Source organism: Vibrio sp. Hep-1b-8, from assembly GCF_006124995.1.
Classification (GTDB): domain Bacteria; phylum Pseudomonadota; class Gammaproteobacteria; order Enterobacterales; family Vibrionaceae; genus Vibrio.
Genome location: NZ_QEWN01000015.1, coordinates 12,481 through 33,541 on the forward strand (window position 1 = coordinate 12,481; position 21,061 = coordinate 33,541).

General features: G+C 45.9%; 17 protein-coding genes and 4 pseudogenes. 15 read left to right on the forward strand and 6 right to left on the reverse strand.

Annotation, left to right across the window (positions count from 1 at the left end):
- Positions 1 to 133: 133 nt before the first annotated feature.
- Positions 134 to 1,609 carry a Na+/H+ antiporter NhaC family protein gene (locus tag DA100_RS04755; protein WP_138971135.1) on the reverse strand — a complete coding sequence of 492 codons (1,476 nt, stop codon included), beginning with the start codon at positions 1,607 to 1,609 and terminating at the stop codon, positions 134 to 136.
- A gap of 17 nt (positions 1,610 to 1,626) precedes the next feature.
- On the reverse strand, positions 1,627 to 2,970 hold the full coding sequence (locus tag DA100_RS04760) for a glutamine synthetase family protein (protein WP_138971136.1): 1,344 nt from the start codon (positions 2,968 to 2,970) through the stop codon (positions 1,627 to 1,629).
- A 344-nt stretch (positions 2,971 to 3,314) separates the two neighbouring features.
- Between DA100_RS04760 and DA100_RS04770 the strand changes: the two genes are divergently transcribed.
- The 8 genes from DA100_RS04770 (at position 3,315) to gabT (ending at position 12,229) form a co-directional block, all read left to right on the forward strand.
- Positions 3,315 to 4,061, forward strand: a complete 747-nt coding sequence (locus DA100_RS04770; protein ID WP_138971138.1) for a gamma-glutamyl-gamma-aminobutyrate hydrolase family protein — start codon at positions 3,315 to 3,317, stop codon at positions 4,059 to 4,061.
- Between the two features lie 16 nt (positions 4,062 to 4,077).
- On the forward strand, positions 4,078 to 4,635 hold the full coding sequence (puuR, locus tag DA100_RS04775) for an HTH-type transcriptional regulator PuuR (RefSeq protein ID WP_138971139.1): 558 nt from the start codon (positions 4,078 to 4,080) through the stop codon (positions 4,633 to 4,635).
- A gap of 37 nt (positions 4,636 to 4,672) precedes the next feature.
- Positions 4,673 to 6,157 (forward strand): aldehyde dehydrogenase, encoded by a 1,485-nt coding sequence (locus DA100_RS04780; protein WP_138971140.1) that lies wholly within the window; start codon positions 4,673 to 4,675, stop codon positions 6,155 to 6,157.
- Between the two features lie 31 nt (positions 6,158 to 6,188).
- Entirely contained in the window at positions 6,189 to 7,466 is a 1,278-nt protein-coding gene (locus DA100_RS04785) for an FAD-binding oxidoreductase (protein WP_138971141.1), read from the forward strand.
- Between the two features lie 24 nt (positions 7,467 to 7,490).
- Complete coding sequence (aguB, locus tag DA100_RS04790; protein WP_138971142.1) at positions 7,491 to 8,357, forward strand: N-carbamoylputrescine amidase; 867 nt, start codon at positions 7,491 to 7,493, stop codon at positions 8,355 to 8,357.
- Between the two features lie 11 nt (positions 8,358 to 8,368).
- Positions 8,369 to 9,451 (forward strand): agmatine deiminase, encoded by a 1,083-nt coding sequence (gene aguA, locus DA100_RS04795; protein WP_138971143.1) that lies wholly within the window; start codon positions 8,369 to 8,371, stop codon positions 9,449 to 9,451.
- Positions 9,452 to 9,514: 63 nt separating this feature from the next.
- Positions 9,515 to 10,942 carry an NAD-dependent succinate-semialdehyde dehydrogenase gene (locus DA100_RS04800; protein WP_138971144.1) on the forward strand — a complete coding sequence of 476 codons (1,428 nt, stop codon included), beginning with the start codon at positions 9,515 to 9,517 and terminating at the stop codon, positions 10,940 to 10,942.
- 15 nt (positions 10,943 to 10,957) lie between these two features.
- Entirely contained in the window at positions 10,958 to 12,229 is a 1,272-nt protein-coding gene (gene gabT, locus DA100_RS04805; RefSeq protein ID WP_138971145.1) for a 4-aminobutyrate--2-oxoglutarate transaminase, read from the forward strand.
- 84 nt (positions 12,230 to 12,313) lie between these two features.
- Here the strand turns inward: gabT and DA100_RS21235 are convergent.
- A pseudogene (locus DA100_RS21235) lies at positions 12,314 to 12,424 on the reverse strand (sterol desaturase family protein); the annotation flags it as partial.
- 188 nt (positions 12,425 to 12,612) lie between these two features.
- On the opposite strand from DA100_RS21235, the gene DA100_RS04815 reads away from it, so the two are divergent.
- The 6 genes and pseudogenes from DA100_RS04815 (at position 12,613) to DA100_RS04840 (ending at position 17,184) form a co-directional block, all read left to right on the forward strand.
- Positions 12,613 to 14,220 carry a peptidoglycan-binding domain-containing protein gene (locus DA100_RS04815; RefSeq protein ID WP_138971146.1) on the forward strand — a complete coding sequence of 536 codons (1,608 nt, stop codon included), beginning with the start codon at positions 12,613 to 12,615 and terminating at the stop codon, positions 14,218 to 14,220.
- Positions 14,220 to 14,606, forward strand: coding sequence for a hypothetical protein (locus DA100_RS04820; protein ID WP_138971147.1), 387 nt, complete (start codon positions 14,220 to 14,222; stop codon positions 14,604 to 14,606). Before DA100_RS04815 ends, DA100_RS04820 begins: the two co-directional genes overlap by 1 nt.
- Positions 14,607 to 14,741: 135 nt before the next feature.
- Positions 14,742 to 15,527, forward strand: a pseudogene (locus tag DA100_RS04825) (hypothetical protein); the annotation flags it as partial.
- Positions 15,527 to 15,913, forward strand: a complete 387-nt coding sequence (locus tag DA100_RS04830; RefSeq protein ID WP_138971148.1) for a hypothetical protein — start codon at positions 15,527 to 15,529, stop codon at positions 15,911 to 15,913. The pseudogene DA100_RS04825 and the gene DA100_RS04830, both read left to right, overlap by 1 nt.
- Before the next feature lie 135 nt (positions 15,914 to 16,048).
- Positions 16,049 to 16,804 (forward strand): annotated as a pseudogene (locus tag DA100_RS04835) (hypothetical protein); the annotation flags it as partial.
- A complete protein-coding gene (locus tag DA100_RS04840; RefSeq protein WP_171052139.1) occupies positions 16,801 to 17,184 on the forward strand; it encodes a hypothetical protein in 384 nt (127 codons plus the stop codon). The pseudogene DA100_RS04835 and the gene DA100_RS04840, both read left to right, overlap by 4 nt.
- 147 nt (positions 17,185 to 17,331) lie before the next feature.
- Here DA100_RS04840 and DA100_RS04845 read toward each other — a convergent pair.
- A pseudogene (locus DA100_RS04845) lies at positions 17,332 to 17,615 on the reverse strand (IS5/IS1182 family transposase); the annotation flags it as partial.
- Between DA100_RS04845 and DA100_RS04850 the strand changes: the two are divergent.
- Positions 17,571 to 18,029 carry an AraC family transcriptional regulator gene (locus tag DA100_RS04850; protein WP_276608331.1) on the forward strand — a complete coding sequence of 153 codons (459 nt, stop codon included), beginning with the start codon at positions 17,571 to 17,573 and terminating at the stop codon, positions 18,027 to 18,029. The pseudogene DA100_RS04845 and the gene DA100_RS04850 overlap by 45 nt on opposite strands.
- A 73-nt stretch (positions 18,030 to 18,102) precedes the next feature.
- Here DA100_RS04850 and speB read toward each other — a convergent pair whose 3' ends face one another.
- Together speB and speA are read right to left on the reverse strand one after the other, a co-directional pair.
- Positions 18,103 to 19,029, reverse strand: coding sequence for an agmatinase (gene speB / locus DA100_RS04855; RefSeq protein ID WP_138971150.1), 927 nt, complete (start codon positions 19,027 to 19,029; stop codon positions 18,103 to 18,105).
- Positions 19,030 to 20,997, reverse strand: a complete 1,968-nt coding sequence (gene speA, locus DA100_RS04860) for an arginine decarboxylase (RefSeq protein WP_138971151.1) — start codon at positions 20,995 to 20,997, stop codon at positions 19,030 to 19,032.
- Positions 20,998 to 21,061 lie beyond the last annotated feature (64 nt).

Sequence of the window (21,061 nt, forward strand, 5' to 3'; positions counted from 1 at the left end):
CCTATATTATAAAACAGTATGCATATTTTGCCTGAATTTGATTGTTGCTAGATGTTATGGGGTATTTGCGATGCTCTTAACGTTAAAGCCCCGCTATCGTAAGCGGGGCTGATTGCATCGGTGAAACGAGTGGTTAGCCTATGAATAGGAAGAACAGGAATGTAGCGACAATACCAATCAGTGCATACGGGAACTGCGTGGTAGCATGTTGCATCGAAGTACATCCAGAACCTTGAGCAGAGAGTACAGTTGAATCACTGAAGAAACAGGAGTGGCTGCCTGCCGCTGAGGCAGAAAGTAGTGCTGCAACAGTTAGGTGTAGAGGCACGCCAAGTTGTTCACCTAGCGGAAGAACAATCGGCATTGCTACCGCAAACGTACCCCAAGATGATGCAGTCGCAAACACAAGGCCACCAGTGATCATAAAGATGATGGCAGGGAAGTAGGATGCAGATAAGTAAGGGCTAACCGTCTCAATAACATACTGAGTCACACCCAGTGAATCGTTGACGTTTTTGAGCATGAAGCCACCAATAACGGTTGCTAGAGGTAACAGCATGACCTTGATACCGTCGTAAATCGCCTCAAACATGTCGTTCATTGAGATCAGTCGTTGTACCCCATAGAAACAAACCGTAAAGATGATTGCAACGAAGACGCCTGCTAATAGATCGATACCGTAGTACCAACTTGCCGCAACAAGCACGACCATTGGAAGTAGGAAGTTGATAAGACCCATAGTTGGGCTGGTGTGTGCTGAAATATCTGAACCAAAATCGATGTCAGCAGCGCCGTCTGGGCGAACTTGTCCGTTTTTAGCACGTTGCTCGGCTTTTTTCATCGCACCAAGATCTGGGATCTTTTCGAGTGCAACCAGCAGAACAATTGCTAGCGTCACCCAACCGTATGCCATATATGGGATGGCTTCAATGTAGGTCTTGATACCTTCGCCAGATTCGGCCACATTGTTTGCTTCCAGAAGTGAGCTAAAGAATATTGCCCACGTAGAAATCGGTACCAAAATACAAATTGGTGCTGCGGTTGAGTCAACCAGATAAGAGAGCTTTTCACGTGAAATCTGGTAGCCATCCGTCACCTTCTTCATTGAGGATGAGATTGCAATGGCGTTCAAGTAGTCGTCAATGAAGATCACGATACCCAGTACGAATGTCATCAGCATCGACTGGCGACGGCTCTTCACTTTGGTCACCAGCATATCTGAGAAACTGAGTATGCTGCCGCCTTTTTCAAGGATAGCGATCAGGCCGCCCATCAAGCCACAGACCAGAATGATCCAAGCAATGGTTTCATCCATCATAACCGTCATTGAGATATCAACTATCTGCTCAACGGCTTGTGCCGGATTTAGCAGTAAAACCCCAGCAATCGCACCGCTAAATAGCGCTTCTACTGTACGGTGAGTCGTGAGAGCAAAGACGAGTACTAACGCTGTTGGGAGCAGGCTCATCCAGCCATAAGCTTGACCTTCTTCATGGCTAAGGCCAATAGCAGTAAAGAAGATAAAGGTCGCTATCACCAGTAAGGTGACCACAATATGTTGGGTATTGATCTTAAATGGCGCATCCAGCACCTTTGTTTGAGTCGTCATAGCTTGTCAGTCCTTTGTTAAGCTGAGTGCAACATCCAATCGATTTCTAGGGGAGTAACGGCTCGCTCAAATTCCGCGAGTTCACTCCGTTTACAGGCTAGGAATAAATCGATGAATTCTCTCGAGATGTATTGAGCCAACTCGCTGTGTTCCAATTGATCCAGAGCTTCAGACATTCGCACAGGTAAGTCAACAGCATTATCACTAAGAGAAGGAGGGCATTGTTCTTTGGTATAGTTTTCGCTTGCCAGCACCGCGGAGAGCACGACAGCTGCGAGAATGTAGGGATTCACATCTGCGCCTGCAATACGGTGCTCAATACGACGGTTCTTGCTGTCGCTAATTGGTACGCGTAATGCGACACCACGGTGGTTTACTCCCCAGTCAGCTTGGGTAGGTACATAAGCACCAGGCACAAAGCGACGGAAAGAGTTGATATTAGGGCAGATTAACGCCATTGAATCGGATGTTTGCGCTAGCATTGCCGCGATAGTCTGATAAAACAGCGGGCTCTCACTTCCATCAGCGAGGCTAAAGTGGTTGTTACCTTCTTCGTCGACAAGGCTGATGTGGATATGCATGCCATTACCAGCTTGCTCTGCAAAAGGTTTGGCCATAAAAGTGGCATCAAAACCATGTTGGTTGGCAACCTGACGGATGACACGTTTTGCGATGATGATTTCATCACAAACTCGCAACACATCTTTTGAATGGTTGAAGTTGATTTCAAATTGCCCTGGTGCAGATTCAGATAAAGCACCCGATGTGTTCAGCCCTTGCTCTTGAGCCACTTTACTTAGATCGGACAGGAAGTCGGCATAATCATCCAGACCACCCAGGTCATAAACTTCAGTATCTTTTTCACGGACGTGTTTGGTCGGGTTAATGGCGGTTTGCAATTCTCCATTCTCACCGCGTTTCTTATCAATTAGGTAGAACTCAAGTTCTAGAGCAATGCAGGGATAAAGGTTTTTTCGGTGCAGTTTTTCGACCATGCCGCCAACAATATTGCGAATAAATAGAGAGTTTGGGTTTACTCCCGTTTCATCCATCATGCTCAACAGCAGTTGACCCACTTGAGGTTTTGCCGTTGGCATGAGTGTATCGGCGATAGGGAAGCACATATTGTCTGGTTCGCCCAAATCTTCGCCAAGCCCAGCAGACTCCACTACATTTCCTTTGGTATCCAAGGTAATGGTAGATAAAGGGAGAGCGACCCCTTTATGCAGTTTGTCGAGTCCACTCACTGGGATGCGTTTACCACGTGGAGTGGCGTTTATGTCAGTGAAGATCAGGTCGACAAACTCTATTTCTGGCCATTGCTGTCTAAAATTTTTAACTTCCTGTAAATACGATTCCATTTTTAGTTCTCCAAGTAGCCTGACGAGCGGCGAGCTAAAAATAATTGACTTAACAATTAAGTTACATCATTTAGACCAAAGTCTAAGCAATGACAATTATTTTGTTTATATACAATGATTTAACTTCGTTTGCATGAAAGCGGAGAGTTCATTGTGGGTTTGTTTTGTTAACCATTTTGTAACAGGTGGTGGTCTTTTGCTCAATATATTGAGCAAAAAATGGTTCTTTTTTGACCAAAAAGGAGGGGTTGGTCACGATTTGGTCAGAATATCGAACATTGCTGTTGATAATTTTGTACATGGTTTGTAGTGTGAATGTTAAATAAATTGAACGCGGAAGCATCATGGCTAAAACAAGCAAACCCGTCATTGGTGTCGTCAGCTGCGCGAAACAGCTAGGTGGTTATAAGATTCAGTCAGTTAATGACTTTTATCTTCGTGCAGTAAAGGATTTTGGCGGTCTACCTCTGATTCTGGCTCCGGACTTACCACAAGAAGATATGCAAACCCTTGTCGAATTGTGTGATGGATTTTTGTTTCCGGGAAGTCATTCGAACGTTGCTCCGCATCGCTATAACGCAACGCATGAAGAAGCAAACAAAGATGAGAAGCGCGATGAGCTGGCATTCTCTCTTATTCGACACGCAGTTGATAAAGACATTCCTTGTTTGGGGATCTGTCGAGGGTTCCAAGAGATGAATGTGGCGCTCGGTGGTTCGTTGAATCCAGCCGTTCACGACTCTGGTTTTAGTGACCATAGAGAGAAACCTGTTGAAGATTTTGAACAAAAATATGCACCAGCCCATGCTGTGCTCGTTCAGAAAGAGAGCTTGTTTGAGCAGTGGTTAACGGAAAACCAGTGGCAGAACACCAGTTTGTTCGAAGTAAACACCCTACATAATCAAGGGGTCGACCAACTCGCACCACAGTTGCAAATAGAGGCTAAGGCCCCTGATGGTCTGATAGAAGCCTTTAGCCTGCCAGGACAAAAATTTTTCGTTGGCGTGCAGTGGCACCCAGAATGGCAAGCAAAAACCAATCATTTCTCTCAAATTTTATTCAAAGAATTTATGATGGCTGCCTCTGTATAAATCAGGAGCAGAATGAATGGACAATCAAGAGATTGGTAAAAATATTGTTCAGTTAAGAAAACAAAATGGATTGTCACAACGCGAACTCGCTGAGCGAGCGGGCATTACACACAGTGCGATTTCTTCAATTGAGAATGGCAAAGTCAGCCCGTCAGTGAGTTCGTTACAGAAAATAGTTAATGTTTTTTCTTTGTCACTTTCTGAATTTTTCATTGTTGAAAATGATCAAAGTGATGAAACGAAGGTTGTCGTGACACAGGATGAGCTGGTTGAAATGGGCAGCGAATCGGTTTCGATGAAACTTGTCACCAACGGCAGCAAAGATCAGGTAATCGGATTCCTGATTGAAGAATATGCTCCGCACGGTACCACGGGTGCGCGAGAAATCAGACACGAAGGTGAAGAGATAGGTACGGTCCTTGAGGGGGAAATTACTCTTGAGTACCGAGGAAAGTCTTATCTTATCAAGCAGGGCGAATCGTACGTTATTGATACGATGAAACCGCATAAGTTTACTAATCACACAGACAAGGCTTGTCGAATGATAAGCGCGCATACGCCGACCACATTCTAAGTGGGCCTTGCCTTGTTGTGATAAACAAGGAGGGCGTATGAAAACCCAAGAGCAATGGATTGAACTCAAAAACAATCTCGTCATTGAGAGCCGAGCTTACCTGAATGGCGAGTATTGTGAAGCACAAAGTGGTCAAACGTTAGGCGTATTCAATCCTGCAACGGATGAAAAACTGACTGATATCGCTCGTTGTCAAAGTGAAGATGTCGATCTTGCGGTTAAGTATGCCCGAGATACTTTTAAAGCTGGCGATTGGAGCAACAGTGCTCCTGCCAAGCGTAAGGCAGTTCTGTATAAATTTGCCGATCTCATCGAGCAGCATTGTGAGCAATTAGCACTGCTTGAAACCTTAGACACCGGCAAACCTATTTCTCATAGTGTATCAACGGACGTACCTGGCGCAGCCAATTCATTGCGCTGGTATGCAGAAGCAATTGATAAAGTTTATGGGGAAGTCGCACCAACAGAAAAAAATGTTCATGCCTTTATTTCTCATCAACCTATAGGCGTTGTTGCCGCAGTCGTTCCTTGGAACTTCCCTTTATGGATTGCTTGCTGGAAACTTGGACCCGCGCTTGCAGCAGGTAACAGTGTCATCCTTAAACCCTCTGAAAAATCATCTTTAACCGCTATCTACTTAGGTCAACTTGCCGAGCAGGCAGGTCTACCAAAAGGTGTTTTCCAAGTCGTCACCGGTTTTGGACATGAAGCTGGTGACGCTTTGGCTAAACATCATGATGTTGATTGCATCGCGTTTACTGGTTCAACCCGAATCGCGGGTCAGCTCATGATCAGTTCAGGTGAAACAAACCTGAAGCGAGTATTCGCCGAAGCGGGTGGTAAGAACGCCAACATCGTCTTTGAGGACTGTGACGATTTGGATCGCGCAGCAGCGGAAACTGCGGCGGGATGTTTCTACAACCAAGGTGAAGTTTGTGTCGCTGCGACGCGTCTGCTGGTGCATGAAAGCATTAAGGATCGCTTTGTCGATAAAGTGATTTCAGCGGCACAGGCATTTATGCCGAAAGATCCTCTAGACACCTCCTCATCAATGGGGGCATTGATCGACAAGGAGCACAAAGCCAAGGTGCTTGAGTATATCCTTCTTGGCCAGTCTGAAGGCGCGACGCTTCGCTGTGGTGGCGACGTTCAGGGTCAAGGCGCTTTCGTCGAACCAACCATTCTTGACAACGTCGATAACAAAATGAAAGTGGCTCAGGAAGAGATCTTTGGTCCGGTATTGTGCGTGATTCCATTTAAGGATGAAGCGCAAGCTATCGAGATTGCCAATGACTCACAATATGGCCTTGGTGCAGCACTTTGGAGTAGCAACATCAACCGTGTTCACCGTGTAGCGAAACAGCTACAGGCGGGCTCGGTCTGGGTCAATAACTACAACGAAGGTGACATGACTGTCCCGTTTGGTGGATTCAAGATGAGTGGTAATGGCCGCGACAAATCGCTGCATGCCATCGAGAAATTCACTGAAACTAAGACGACTTGGATTCGTCTACACCCTTAAGCCTGCTGAAGATTAATAAAGGAATATCTCTATGAACAAGCATACGGATTCGTTCTACGCCCATTCTGTACCCAATATGCCTGACTACCCGCAACTGCAAGACCACATTGAGTGTGATGTTTGTGTCGTAGGTGCAGGATTCTCAGGACTCTCTTCTGCCCTGCATTTGGCCGAAAAAGGTTTCAAAGTGGTGGTGCTGGAGAGTGCAAAAGTCGGTTTTGGAGCAACGGGTCGTAACGGTGGACAAATCGTCAATAGCTACAGCCGAGATGTTGATGTACTAGAAAGCCGTTACGACCATGCTCAGGCAAAAGCGCTTTGTGAAATGATTTTTGAAGGTGGCGATATCATTCGTGGCCTGATTGATAAATACAATATTGATTGTGACCATAAACAGGGTGGTCTGTTTACCTCGCTAAATAAAAAGCAGCTTAAAGGGCTGGAAGAGCATAAGAAGAACTGGGAACGCTACGGTAATGATCAGCTTACCTTGCTTGATGCTAACGAAATTGAGCAAGCGGTCGGTACCAAAGTCTACTCTGGTGGTCTGCTTGATATGCGTGGCGGACATATTCATCCACTTAAACTTGCGTTGGGTGAAGCGGCAGCATTCGTCTCTCTTGGTGGGCAAATCTTTGAACAGTCGGCAGTCACTGCGATTGAAAAAGGCGCTAATCCAGTTGCTAAAACCGCGCATGGTAGCGTGAAAGCCAAATACTTAGTGCTCGCTGGCAATGCTTACTTAGGTGGGCTAGCGCCGAACATCAGTAATAAAGCGATTCCATGTGGTACTCAGGTTGTGGCAACAGAGCCATTGTCAGAAGAGTTACTCAAACAGATCTTGCCAACCGATTATTGCGTGGAAGATTGTAACTACCTACTGGACTACTTCCGTCTCAGTGCGGACAAACGCCTGCTGTTTGGTGGTGGTGTGGTATACGGTGCGCGCGATCCAGAAAATATCGAAGCCATTATTAGACCTAAGATGGAAACCGTCTTTCCTCAGCTTAAGGGCATTAAAATTGACTACAGATGGACAGGGAACTTCTTGTTGACCTATTCACGTATGCCTCAGTTTGGCGCGTTTGCTGACAACATCTACTACCTGCAAGGCTACAGCGGCCATGGGGTTACTTGTACCCATTTGGCTGGCAAGCTACTAGCAGAAGCATTAACAGGACATGCAGAGCGTTTTGACGCATTTGCTGCCCTTAGACACTACGCTTTCCCAGGTGGTCGTCACTTCCAGATCCCGTTTACGGCTATGGGGGCGGCGTACTACAACCTGAGAGATAAATTGGCGATTTAGGAACAAAAAGATAAGGAATATCCAATGAGTAAAGTCGTGAAGTTTGCCGCTCTACAGCTAACCATCAGCTGGGATCTGGAAGATAACCTCAACAAAGCTAAAGCCGCGATCCGTGAAGCTGCGGCGAATGGCGCAAATGTGATTTTGCCTCAAGAGCTTTTTGCAGCGCCTTATTTCTGCAAAAAGCAGGAAGCGAAGTACTTTGAGTTGGCCCAAGAGACCGCTCACTGTCATCTGATTAAAGAGATGAGCGAATTGGCCAAAGAACTTGGTGTGGTGATTCCAGTTAGCTACTTTGAGAAAGCAGGCAACACTTTCTTTAACTCGCTGGTAATGATCGATGCAGATGGAACCGTACTGGACAATTACCGTAAGTCTCATATTCCTGATGGCCCAGGTTACAGCGAGAAGTACTACTTCAGCCCTGGCGATACCGGATTTAAGGTTTGGCAGACTAAGTTTGGTAAGTTTGGTGCGGGTATTTGCTGGGATCAATGGTTTCCAGAGCTTGCGCGCAGTTTGGCTCTTCATGGCGCGGAAGCTATTTTTTATCCAACGGCGATTGGCTCTGAGCCTCAGGATCCAACACTGGATTCACGAGATCATTGGCAACGCACAATGCAGGGGCATTCTGCCGCGAATCTCGTCCCAGTGATTGCTTCCAACCGAGTAGGAACGGAAGTGGATGATGGTATCGAGACGACCTTCTACGGTTCTTCGTTCATTACTGACCACACTGGAGGCAAGCTTGCGGAAGCACCGCGCGAAGGTGAGGCAATCATTTACGCTGAGATCGATTTGGAGCAGACCGCGAAAGCGCGTCACTCTTGGGGCTTGTTCCGTGACCGTCGCCCAGATCTCTACGCTAGTGTAGGCAAGCTTGCAGTATAGGAGGCATTGCAATGCAGTTATTTTCAACGCCTGCACAAGATGGCTTCTATTTTCCGGCTGAGTTTCAGCCGGTTAGCCAAGTTTGGCTAGCATGGCCAGAAAGACGTGATAACTGGCGTGATGACGCCTTACCCGCTCAGCTAACTTTTGCTCGTATCGCCAATGCGATTTCTGAAGTGACGAAAGTCTGTGTTGCGGTAAGTAGTAAACAGTTTGATCACGCTCGTGACTTACTTCAGCCTGAAATTCGGTTAGTTGAAATCCCATTCAACGATGCTTGGATGCGTGATATTGGCCCGACAGTCTTGGTAAACGAGAGTGGTGAACGTCGTGGTATTAGCTGGCAGTTTAATGCTTGGGGCGGTGAGTACAACGGTTTATATGACAACTGGCAACAAGACGATCTCGTCGCCAGTTCGGTGTGTGACATCATCGGCATCGATCACTACCGTGCGCCATTTGTCCTTGAAGGCGGTTCGATTCATACCGATGGTGAGGGCACCTTGTATACCACTGAAGAGTGTTTACTTAGTCCTGGTCGTAACCCTTTGCTGACCAAGCAGCAGATCGAGCAGCAACTCAAGGAGTACCTCAGCATAGAGAAAGTGATTTGGCTTCCTAACGGCTTATTTAATGATGAGACGGATGGCCATGTTGATAATCTTATGCACGTTATTGCTCCCGCTAAAGTGGTGCTGAGTTGGACGGATGACCCAAGTGATCCTCAATATCATCTATCGCGCGAAGCGGAACGGGTGCTCAAATCACAGACCGATGCGCAAGGTCGTGAGATTGAAATTGTGCGTTTACCTTTGCCTGGCCCACTGCATTACAGTGAGAATGAAGCGCAAGGTATTGAGGTAAGCGAAGGAATGAGCCGAGAAGCAGGGGAACGCTTAAGTGCGTCTTATGCAAACTTTCTTATCGTAAATGGCTATGTATTTTTGCCTCTCCTTGATGATAGAACCGATGCTGAGGCGATCTCTGTGCTACAGAGCGCAATGCCGGATCATCAAATTATTGGGATACCGACAAGAGAAGTGCTGTTAGGAGGTGGGAACATCCACTGTATAACGCAGCAGATCCCAGCATAAATAAATCAAAAGCCACGTTAGAACTGATTGCGTGGCGAACACTAGCTTTCAAAAGGAATCACCATGCAACAAATTATTAATCAAAGTCTTCTTTCGTTTATGGTGCCGAGTGAAGAGCAAGGCATTGCTGTGACCAACCCTGCAACCGGAGAACGACTTGGCTTTGCTCCTGTTTCGTCTCAGCAATCCATTTTAGATGGTATCGAACGTTCAAGTGTTGCGCAGAAAGAGTGGGCGGCGATGTCTGCGAAAGCACGTGGTGCTTTGTTACTACGCTGGCATCAATTGCTATTGGAAAATAAACAAGACCTCGGCCGTTTAATGACGTTAGAGCAAGGCAAACCACTTGCAGAGGCAGAAGGTGAAGTGGCTTATGGCGCGAGCTTTATTGAGTGGTTTGCTGAGGAAGCAAAACGCACATACGGTGAAACGATTCCTGCGCCAAGTGGCGACAAGCGTTTGCTAACCATCAAACAACCGATTGGTGTGGCTTGTGCGATTACCCCGTGGAACTTCCCGATTGCGATGATTACCCGTAAGGCTGGCCCAGCATTGGCTGCGGGCTGTAGCTTTGTGGTTAAGCCATCAGAGTCTACGCCGCTATCGGCGTTTGCGGTGGTTGAGTTAGCCTATCAGGCGGGTATCCCACGTGATGTACTTCAGGTGGTGCTTGGTGAAGACTCACGTCAGGTTGGTGCTATTTTTACCTCTCATCCTCTGATTCGTAAGCTGTCTTTCACGGGCTCTACTAAAGTGGGCAGCATTCTAATGCAGCAAAGTGCGCACGATATCAAACGCACGTCGATGGAACTGGGTGGCAACGCGCCGTTTATCGTTTTTGATGACGCGGATATCGATGCGGCGGTAGCAGGTGCAATGGCGTCTAAGTTCCGTAACGCTGGCCAGACTTGTGTTTGTGCCAACCGCTTCTATGTTCACAGCACGGTTTATGACGAGTTTGTTGCCAAGTTTGACGCTGCTGTTCAAAACCTCAAAGTCGGTAATGGTCTTGAACAGGGAGTCACCATTGGTCCTGTGATTAGCGAATCTGCTAAGCAGGGAATTCAAAGCTTGATTGATGGTGCGATTGAACAAGGTGCGCAGCCTGTCAGTGAGTTGAAGCAACTTGATGGACTCTTTATTCAGCCAGTGATTCTGAAAAATGTTACCCATGACATGAAGATCGTTTCGGAAGAGATCTTTGGCCCAGTCGCTCCCGTGATTGCTTTTGACAATGATGAGCAACTGATTGAGATGGCCAATGACACCATCTATGGATTGGCTTCTTATTTTTACAGCCAGAATATTCACCGCGTGTGGAAAATTGCTGAAGCGTTGCAGTACGGCATGGTTGGAATTAACGAAGGTATTATCTCTACGGAAGTGGCACCGTTTGGTGGTGTCAAACAGTCAGGCATTGGCCGTGAAGGGGCTAAGCAGGGTATCGATGAATACATGGACGTGAAATATCTCTGCTTTGGCGGCAACTAATTTAAGGAAAAATTTATGAACAACCAACAACTACATCAAAGAAGAAGTCAGGTCATTGCTCAGGGTATGGGCGCTATGTACCCACTCTATGTTGAGAAAGCCGATAATGCCCACGTGTGGGATATTGAAGGCAATAAATACATCGACTTCGCGGCGGGAATCGCTGTAACCAACACAGGTCACGCTAACAAGCGTATCAGTGAAGCGGTAAAAGCTCAGATTGATAAGTTCTCCCATACTTGTGCCATGGTCACCCCGTATGCCTCGTTTGTTGAACTGGCAGAGAAGCTGACAGAGCTTGCTCCGGGCCCATCGGCTAAAAAAGCGATTTTCCTCACCACGGGTGCGGAAGCGGTAGAGAACGCAGTAAAAATCGCACGAGCTCATACCGGTCGTAGTGGTGTGATTGCATTTAAAGGGGGTTTCCACGGTCGTACTAACATGACCATGGGACTGACGGGTAAAGTGGCGCCATACAAGGCGGGTTTTGGGCCGTTCCCAAATGAGATTTTCCATGCGCCATATCCGAATGCTTTCCACGGCATTAGCGTCCAGCAGAGTCTACAAGCGATAGAAGATCTGTTTGCTTGTGATATCGAACCATCACGCGTTGCTGCGATCATTTTTGAACCAGTGCAAGGTGAAGGTGGTTTCTACAAGGCACCGAAAGAGTTCGCTCAAGGGCTGCGTCAAGTGTGTGATAAGCATGGCATCATGTTGATTGCCGATGAGATCCAAACCGGCTTTGCGCGTACCGGCAAAATGTTTGCCACTGAGTATCTCGACATTGAGCCTGACATGATGACGATGGCGAAAGGAATCGCGGGTGGTTACCCAATCTCAGCCGTTGTCGGTAAGAGTGATGTTATGGACTCGGCACTACCGGGGGGGTTAGGTGGCACCTACGCGGGTTCGCCTCTTGGTTGTGCCGCTGGTCTGGAAGTGCTCAAAATTATCGAAGAGCTCGATTTATGCGCTAAAGCCCAAGGTATTGGTGAAGTGGTTAATGCTCGTATGACGAAACTGCAACAGTCTGTCCCTGCGATTGGTGAAGTGCGTACCTACGGTGCGATGATGGCCATCGAATTTACTGATCCTCAAACAGGTCAGCCTCTTCAGGATATGACCAAAGCGGTGATCAGCAAGGCACAGGAAAATGGTTTAATTCTGTTGTCATGTGGTGTTAAAGCCAACGTTATTCGTCTGCTACCACCATTAACAATTGAGCCAGAAGTTCTTGAAGAAGGCTTGGATAAACTCGAGAACATCATTCTCGAAATCGCATAAAATAGCAGACCCGCAATCGCGGGTCTTTTTTTAATCATCAGGTGGAGAGAGCACTAACTTTAGGCGCTGTCTAAGTGATAGCCCCCGATGACTGGCACGATGAAACCAGTAGTAGAAAAAGTCCTGCAATACCAGTAGGAGTATCAAGGTCGCGGCCGTCATTTCGATATCGAATAAACGCCATCCGAATAGCCATTACGAACTACGCCCTGCTTCCCATTGATTGAGGCTGTAGTTAACCCCCGTCTTTTAAGCTCTCTTGAGCAAATTTTTGCCTCTGCTTTTTCTATGATATGCTCTTACGCATCTTGTCTCATTGTCTTTATTTTTATGAACACCGCCTTTTGATAGGACTACGTTAAAATAAAATTTATGGATGGAATATGGATTATAAATACCCCCCAAGAGAAATCATAGACCCAGAAGAAGAGAAAAAGTCTATGGTGGAAAGTCAGGTTAGGCGTTCAAATGCAGCGATAGCTGAATATGATGAAAGGGAAAGAAGAAGAGCTAAACTATTGGCTTCTTTGACTAAAGATAATCCTCCACAGGTAAGTAACGCGCCAATACTCAAATCAAGGCTGTTAAAAAATGAAGAGAATATGAATGCGCTAGGAAGTGGTTCATTTTCTTACCTGTCTATGGGGATGAAAAGCTTTGAAGTATTAAAAGCTCAAGAAGCATTGAAAGCAGTGGGAGTCTATCAAGGAAAGGTTGACGGAATCTTTGGAAGTAAAACAGAGCAAGCGGTTAAATCTTTTCAGCAGACATACAAACCAACGCATACAACTCATGCTCAATACAATCTTGATAAGACCGATGGTGTTGTAGGCAGAAATACTGTACTAGCACTAGATGAAGCGGTCGTTGAGCAATGGGATAGCACTTTTCATCTTGGTTGGATGCAATCGACGACCACTCAATCACAAGATGAATTGTGGGCAAACCTCTTTACGTCAGAGACAAGTGAGGAACAAAAGCAGACCATCAAGCGCTGTAATCTTCATTTGAACGAGCCCGTTCGAGAGGGTGAAATTGTCCTTCTTCCAACTACAGAGCCTAAAACAAAGGATGAACGAGAGCTGCTCAATCTTTGGATTGAACAAGCGAAGATTGCCAGTAAGGAATTAGGAAAACTATCGGATGAGGAGGTAGCGACACTCAACCGTCACTTCGAGCTTTTCTCTCATCAACTGGAAGAGCGGATTGAAGCGGATGGTTTACCTCTTGATTTTTATGCTCAGGTAGCGGTGGGGGTTGGCGCAACGTCTGCAATCGTTGAGCAAAACCTTAAGAATATTCAAAATGTTCTATTAGAAATAAATGGGCTGTATGTGCAGCATGTCGAAACCAATCAAAAAGTGGGCTATGCCAATAATCAGCGATTTTTTGATCAGCGTGCCGCATTGTTTAAAAAACTGGATGGTTCCTTTGCAATGCTTTCCAAGCGTAGCGTTCAATTGCCCATCTACATCCAAATTAAACGCAATTTAAGCCTCTCTACTAAATCAGTTGTTCACAATGCGGATGAAATTCTAAAGACGGGTTTTGTGAAAGAATTAGGGAAGCGGATTGGTAATATTGCTCTTGGAATTTCTGCCGCCAGAGGTGTGGGTTATGTTGGTTTACTTGTGGGTGCCGTCAGTGGTGTCGATAGCATCTATGAAGCGTGCAAGGTGGATGGTACTGGCGAGTGTGGCAAGACAACAACTCGTGAAGTGTGGGGCTTTATTGGCGGAGTATACGGTGGAATCAAAGGTGGAAGCGTTGGAGTAGGGCTCGCTGTAACCGCCGTTTCTGGTATCGCTTTAGCCATCAGCATAACTGTTACCGCCCCAGTACTTGCTGTCGCGGTGATTAGTGGAGCTGTCGCAGGTGGTTTTGTCGGTGGGGTTGCAGGCTCTACGGCAGGTAAAGCCGTTGGAGATGGATTGTATTTCTTGTATGAAAGTTCAGACAAAATTGTATCTGATATAGGGGCTAAATTCTGATGGTCTGGTATGAGTCTGTCGTGGCGCTTTTAGGTTTGGTTTTCGGAGGCTACGCTACAATCTGGGCTGTTCCGGGTGTTATTATGAGTGCGATTGTATCTCTAGGTAGTCTTAAGCATATTGTTTTTATGGATAAACAACTGGCCAAAGATCTTAGCAAATACTATGACGATAACGGTCATATGAGACCTAAATACCAATTGTCCTGGGAGATAGGTAGCCGTTGCTTTGATTACTGGGTGAAGTATCCATTTATTCGTAAACGAGCAACAACGAAATCAACTAAATTTAAAGTGTTTATGTGGGTGAATGCATTAGGGATGTGGAGCTGTATTGTCCTTATCTTAAGCTTGATTTTCTTAAAGTTTACTGGGTACATACCCTAATTTATATGGGACTGTAATGATCGGTTTCATATCGTTACTTAAGGTGTTGGTAATGTTCCATTGTTACTAATTCCTATATATTGTGTCTGTATCAGCTGCGACCGATACTAGATATTGTGGTTTGGTAAGAGGGCGATTGAAGCGGATGGTTTACCTCTTGATTTTTATGCTCAGGTAGCGGTAGGGGTTGGCGCAACGTCTGCAATCGTTGAGCAAAACCTTAAGAATATTCAAAATGTTCTATTAGAAATAAATGGGCTGTATGTGCAGCATGTCGAAACCAATCAAAAAGTGGGCTATGCCAATAATCAGCGATTTTTTGATCAGCGTGCCGCATTGTTTAAAAAACTGGATGGTTCCTTTGCAATGCTATCCAAACGTAGCGTTCAATTGCCCATCTACATCCAAATTAAACGCAATTTAAGCCTCTCTACTAAATCAGTTGTTCACAATGCGGATGAAATCTTAAAAACAGGTTTTGTGAAAGAGCTTGGTAAGCGCATTGGCAATATTGCAATTGGTATCTCCGCTGCTAGAGGTTTGGGGTATGTCGGTCTAGTGATAGGTGCTGCCAGCGGTATGAGTAATATCTATGAGGCGTGCAAGGTCGATGGAACAGGAGATTGTGGTAAGACGACGACCCGAGAAGTGGGCGGGTTTATTGGCGGTGTCGTTGGTGGTATTCAAGGTGGTAACGTTGGCGTTGGGCTTGCTGTCGCCGCCGTTTCTGGTATTGCTCTAGTTATTGGCGTAACCGCATCGGCTCCTGTTCTGGCGGTTGCTGCAATTGGTGGAGCGGTTGCAGGTGGTTTTGTCGGTGGTGTCGCTGGCGGTGCGACTGGTAAAGCAATAGGCGATGGATTGTATTTCTTGTATGAAAATGCGATAGAAATTGTTTCGGAAATCGAGGCTACTTTCTAATGGCTTGGTATGAACTTCTTGCTGCTTCGTTAGGTTTGATCTTTGGAACTTATGCCCTTGTTTGGTCTATTCCTGCTGTAATAATGATTGCTGTTGTTTCTTTAGGGAGCTTCAAGCACATTATTTTCATAGATAAGCAGCTAGCTAAAGACCTGAATAAGTATTACGACGATAACGGTTATATGCGACCGAAGCATCAAGCATCTTGGGATGTTGGAAGTCGGTTTATCAATTACTGTATTGCTTATCCTTTTATTCGACATCGTGAACAAACTGATTCTAAAAAATTTAAAGGATTTATGTGGATTAACGCATTAGGAATGTGGAGTTATATTGTACTTGCCTTGAGTTTAACGTTATTAAAATTTACTGGGTACATACCCTAATTTATATGGGACTGTAATGATCGGTTTCATATCGTTACTTAAGGTGTTGGTAATGTTCCATTGTTACTAATTCCTATATATTGTGTCTGTATCAGCTGCGACCGATACTAGATATTGTGGTTTGGTAAGAGGGCGATTGAAGCGGATGGTTTACCTCTTGATTTTTATGCTCAGGTAGCGGTAGGGGTTGGCGCAACGTCTGCAATCGTTGAGCAAAACCTTAAGAATATTCAAAATGTCCTATTAGAAATAAATGACCTGTATGTGCAGCATGTCGAAACCAATCAAAAAGTGGGCTATGCCAATAATCAGCGATTTTTTGATCAGCGTGGCGCATTGTTTAAAAAACTGGATGGTTCTTTTGCAATGCTATCCAAACGTAGCGTTCAATTGCCCATCTATACGCAAATTAAACGCAATTTAAGCCTCTCCACTAAATCAGCCGTTCACAATGCGGATGAAATTCTAAAGACGGGTTTTGTGAAAGAATTAGGGAAGCGGATTGGTAATATTGCTCTTGGAATTTCTGCCGCCAGAGGTGTGGGTTATGTTGGTTTACTTGTGGGTGCCGTCAGTGGTGTCGATAACATTTTCGAAGCGTGCAAGGTGGATGGTACTGGCGAGTGTGGCAAGACAACAACTCGTGAAGTCGTTGGGTTTATTGGTGGCTGGTATGGAGGCCTAAAGGGCGGAACAGTTGGTGTTAGTCTATTTGTGCTTGCTGTTGGTGTAACGGCCTCAACTCCGATACTTGCTCTTGCTGCCATCGGTGGAGCGGTTGTTGGTGGGGCCGTTGGCGGTGTCGTTGGAGCAACAACTGGCAAAGCGATTGGAGATATCATGTATGAAAAGACAATCGAACTTTATGAATGGGGTGAGGATTTTCTGTGATTGAGGTTCTTAAAGATCTTGAAACTATTGTTGTTGGTTTGCTTTCTGCTTATGCCATTGTTTGGTCTGTGCCAGCTGTCTTTATGAGTGCAGTTGTTAGCTTAGGTAGTTTAAAACATATAATTTTTATTGATCAGCAGTTAGCGAAAGATCTTGATAAGTATTATGACCACAATGGTTATATGCGTCCTAAATATCAATTGTCTTGGGAGATTGGTAGCCGTTGCTTTGATTATTGGGTTAAATACCCATTCATACGTAAGCGTTCAACAACCAAATCAACGAAATTTAAAGTGTTTATGTGGGTTAATGCTTTAGGTATGTGGAGCTATATAGGAATTATATTTTCAACTTTTATTGAAAAATTGCTTGGTATTTAACTTTGATACAAGCACTTGTCATGTTTTCGACTCGGTCTTCGAGCTATTGGATGTTCCGCTCTGAGGAATCCCCTGATGATTTAGATAAAAATCGGCTTTGTTTCCTAATTCGATTTCAGTTAAAAACACGCCTAACATGACTAAATGTTAGGCGATCACCATCGTTTCGGGCATACTAGTCCTGTGAGCTTGTTTAACGCTTTTATCATGGCGTAAGTTTCACCAACCTGAGCATTGTAGTTTGTCAGACTTAATCGCCCACCGAACAACTGCTTCACTCGATACATTGCTGTCTCTGATAGTGAGCGTTTATGATAGCCGTACTGCTTTTTCCACTTATTGTTGGAGCCGTAGAGCTTTTGGCAACCTACCGCTAAATTCCTAGGGTGGCCACTCTCCCAGAAGGCAGCCCCTTCTCTAGGAGGGATGAGTACTTCCTTAGCTCTATAGCCTTTCTGTTCTTGGGGCTAACGGGACGCGAGCTTAATGTGACAGCGATTCACCTCCCTTACGCTGCTCCTGAATATCACCGCCAGTATCAGCAGCGCTTTGCTTGCCAGGTGAAGTTCAATCAGGATGAGTTAGTACTGCGGTTTGATGCCGAGCGGCTTGCGGTTCAGTTCGGATGTTCTGAGAGAACGTTGAGACGGCACTTGGAACAGTGCTGCACGAGTTATCAGCAGCTTTTGAATGAAGTGCGTGCCGATCTGGCTAAAGAGTATCTGGTTGGGACGCGTTTAACGGTAGAAGAGATTGCGTTTCGCCTTGGCTACAGTGATAGCGCTAATTTTCGTCGAGCATTTAAACGCTGGACAGGAACAACTCCCCAACACTTCAGAGCATAAATCTAGCGGCACAGATAGAACAAATGCCAGCAAAAATGCTGGCATTTGGTCGATAAATGGATGAGCTTTAAGATTATTCGCTTTCGCGATTAGAAGCCCATACGTACATCAGTTCAAGAGCAATGGTTGCTCCTGCAAGCGCTGTAAGGTCACTTTGGTCATAAGGTGGAGAGACTTCCACTACGTCCATGCCAACAACGTTGATGCCAGCTAAACCACGTAGAATTTTCAACACTTTATCTGAGTTCAGACCGCCACAAACGGGTGTTCCTGTACCCGGAGCGAAGGCTGGATCGAGACAGTCGATATCAAACGTTACATACACAGGCTTATCACCAATGATGTCACGAACACGTGCTACGATGTCCTCTGCGCTCAGGTCGTTCGCTTCCATCGCATTGATAACGTTGAAGCCGTGACCATCTTGTTTGTATTCAGTACGGATACCGATCTGAACCGAATGCTTCGGTGAAATCAGCCCTTCGTTTGGCGCATGATAGAACATGGTGCCGTGATCATAGCTGCTGCCGTTAGCATAAGTATCGGTATGTGCGTCAAAGTGGATCAGAGCCATCTCACCGTGATGTTTCGCGTAAGCGCGTAAAATCGGCAAAGTGATGAAGTGATCGCCACCCAAAGCTAACATGGTCTTGCCGCTTTTTAGGATTTCACTGGTTGCCGCTTCTAAACGGTAAGTGAAGTCTTCAGCATCGCCACAATCAAACACTAAGTCGCCCGCATCGATAACTTTCGCACGGTCGAAGACGTTGAAGTTCCATGGGAACTTTTTGCCTTCCCAAGCCAGATTGACTGACGCGCGACGAATCGCATCCGGCCCCATACGTGCACCTGGTCTACCTGATGTCGCCATATCTAGCGGCACACCGAATACCACCAAATCGGCGTCGGCTGAAACAGGGTTGCGCAGGTACGGCTTGCGCATAAAACTCATCGAGTTTGAGTAGAGTGAATAATCAGTCTTAGTGAACAAATCATTCATTTAAAAATCCTCTAAATAGGTGTAACCCGCTAGGCCACCTTCTAATTCTTCTAGAACGGTTTTCTGCTCGCTCGCTTCTACGCGCTCGGCAACCAGTTCACGATAGTGGTGACGAATCTTATCGACGTCGATATGAACGTAACGCATCATGTCCTCAACGGTATCACCCACGTCTATACGCTCAATGACCGTGTTGCCCGTGTCGTCAACCGTGACAACCGCGCTGTGAGTATCACCAAATAGGTTGTGCATATCACCAAGGATCTCTTGGTACGCGCCAACGAGGAAAAAGCCCATTAAGTATGGTTTGTCTTTGTTCCAAGCGGGCACTGGCAAGGTAGTTTCGATGCCTTGACCTTCAACGTACTGTTCAATTGCACCATCTGAGTCACAGGTGATGTCCAACATGACCGCGCGACGGTCTTCCACATTTTCCAAACCTGATAGAGGCAGAATAGGGAAGACTTGATCGATACCCCAAGCATCCGGTAGAGACTGGAACAGCGAGAAGTTGACAAAGAACTTATCCGCTAGTCGTTCGTTCAGCTCGTCCAGAATTGGGCGATGGAAGCGGTTTTTATTGCTCATTTGGCGGCTTAGTTCGAAGTAAATTCGAAGCGAAAGCTGCTCTGCCCATGCACGTTGCTGAAGATTCAGTACACCAGTCGCAAACTGAGAATGCACTTCTGCTAAGTCACTTTGAGTATCGTTATAGATCTCGATCAGAGCTCGTGCATCGCTGCCATCTTGGAGGTTTTCCCAGCTACGCCACATATTTTGTAGCAAAGTTGGGTCTTGTGCATCGGGTGCAACCACATGCTCTGGATGATACGCTTCCGTACCAATAACGTTCGTGATCAATACCGCATGATGAGCAGTTAAAGAACGACCTGACTCAGAAATAATAACAGGAACTGGCAGTTCATACTGCTGACATACGTCGCCTACTGTGCTCACGATGTTGCGAGCATACTCGATCAGACCATAGTTCATCGAGTTTGACGATTGGCTGCGAGTGCCATCGTAATCAATCGCTAGACCACCACCAATGTCGAAGTATTTGATGCCAGCCCCCATAGCACGCAGTTCGCAGTAAAAGCGAGCAGACTCATTAACGCCATTGCGGATATCGCGAATGTTGGCCATTTGCGAGCCAAGGTGGAAGTGTACCAGTTGCATTGCATCTAGCTGATCTTCCTGTTTTAGGCGTTCGATAACGGTCAATACTTGAGAAGCGGCTAAGCCGAACTTCGATTTTTCGCCACCGCTTGATTGCCATTTGCCCGCTCCTTGTGAAGCGAGTCGGATGCGGAGACCTAGGCGCGGTTTAACGCCTAAACTTTCAGCTTCTTTTAGTACCAAATCAAGCTCAGAAAGCTTCTCTAGTACGATAAATACTTTGTGACCCAGTTTCTCGCCGATCAGGGCAAGGCGGATGTACTCTCTGTCTTTGTAACCGTTACATACGATCACTGAGCTGGCTTTTTGCGCCAGTGCGAGTACAGCGAGCAATTCAGGCTTACTGCCAGCTTCAAGACCAAGTTGTTTTGTTTCCAACTGAGCCTGACTTTCCAGGATTTCGTCAACAACTTCTTTTTGCTGGTTAACCTTAATTGGATAAACCAACAAATAGTTATTTTGGTATTGGTTTTCTTCAATCGCTTGGTTAAACGCTTGGCAAATACCATGCACGCGTTGGTGCAAAATCTGTGGGAATCGAACTAGTACTGGCAGGTTGAGTTGCTTTTGCTCTAGCTGCAAAACGATGTTACTCAATGGAATTTGGTGCGCGTTATCGCTGCGAGGTGATACATACACCTCACCCTGATTGTCGATACCATAGAAGCCTTGGCTCCAGTAGTGAACATTGTAATCAGCGCGAACACGGTCAAGTTTGGAAATGTTTTCCACATCAAATCTCACAAAGACAGAGATAAAAAAACATGATTCAGAATGGCCTGAAATCATACCTGATACGGGGCTGGATAGGGTTAAAAGCCGTCGTGTCGAGCGCATTAACGGATAAATATTA